The organism is Variovorax cryoconiti, assembly GCF_051216395.1.
Classification (GTDB): domain Bacteria; phylum Pseudomonadota; class Gammaproteobacteria; order Burkholderiales; family Burkholderiaceae_C; genus Variovorax.
In genome coordinates this window covers 1-1,097 of the sequence record NZ_JBPJZI010000058.1, presented here as the reverse complement: position 1 = coordinate 1,097, position 1,097 = coordinate 1, and the positions used below count along the sequence as shown (strand labels likewise).

1 protein-coding gene is annotated in these 1,097 nt (G+C 70.3%); it reads left to right on the top strand.

Annotated elements, in window-relative coordinates; genetic code table 11:
- The coding region (locus ACSFA2_RS25690; protein ID WP_435458153.1) for a ShlB/FhaC/HecB family hemolysin secretion/activation protein at positions 1-1,097 on the top strand (1,097 nt) is incomplete at both ends.

Sequence of the window (1,097 nt, the reverse complement as noted above, 5' to 3'; positions counted from 1 at the left end):
CCCCTCGGCCCCCCAGCCCTTCATCGAAGAACTGCGCCAGCAGGACCGCGAACGCGCCCTGCGCGAGCAGCAGGAGCGCGCCGTCGATGTGCGGCTGCCCACGACGCCTGAGCGCGCCACCGGCCGCCTGCCCGAGTCCGAAGCCCCGTGCTTTCGCATCGACCACCTGTCGCTCGACGGCGAGCGCGCCGGCGACTTCCAATGGCTCCTGCGTGAGGCTGCTGGCGAACAGAACGACGACAGCCCCCTCGGCCGCTGCCTGGGCACGCAAGGCGTCAACACCGTCCTGGAGCGCCTGCAGCAGGCCTTGATCGCGCGTGGCTGGGTCACCAGCCGCGTGCTCGCGGCACCGCAGGACCTGGCTTCCGGCACCTTGCGCCTGACCCTCGTGCCCGGGCGCATCGCGGCCATCCGCTTTGCCGAAGGAACGACCGAGCGCACCAGCCTGCGCACCGCCATCCCGGCCACCGTCGGCGACTTGCTGAACCTGCGCGACATCGAAACGGGCCTGGAGAACCTCAAGCGCCTGCCCACGGCCGAGGCCGACATCCAGATCGAGCCCTCGCAATCTCCCGGGGCCCAGCCCGGCGACAGCGAACTGGTGGTGAAGTACAGCCGGGCGCAGCGCCTGCTCGGCCCGCTTCGCGCGACGCTCAGCCTGGACGACAGCGGCACGAAGTCCACCGGCCGCACCCAGGGCGGCGCCACGCTGGCCTGGGACGGCCCGCTGGGGCTGAACGACCTGGCCTACGTCAGCGTCAACCGCGACCTCTTCAACCACAGCGGCCAGGGCACGAGCGGCCAGACCGCTCACTACTCCATCCCCTACGGCAACTGGCTACTGGGCGCCACCGCCAGCCAGAGCAAGTACCACCAGAGCGTGGCCGGCTTCAGCCAGGACTACGTCTACGCCGGCGAATCGCGCAACGCCGAACTGCGCCTCTCACGGCTGATGTACCGCGACCAGAGCCGCAAGACCACCCTGTGGCTGCGCGGCTTCCGTCGCGCGTCGAACAACTACATCGACGACACCGAGATCGAGGTGCAGCGGCGCGTCGTCGCCGGCTGGGAGTTGGGTGCGAACCACCGCGAATTCA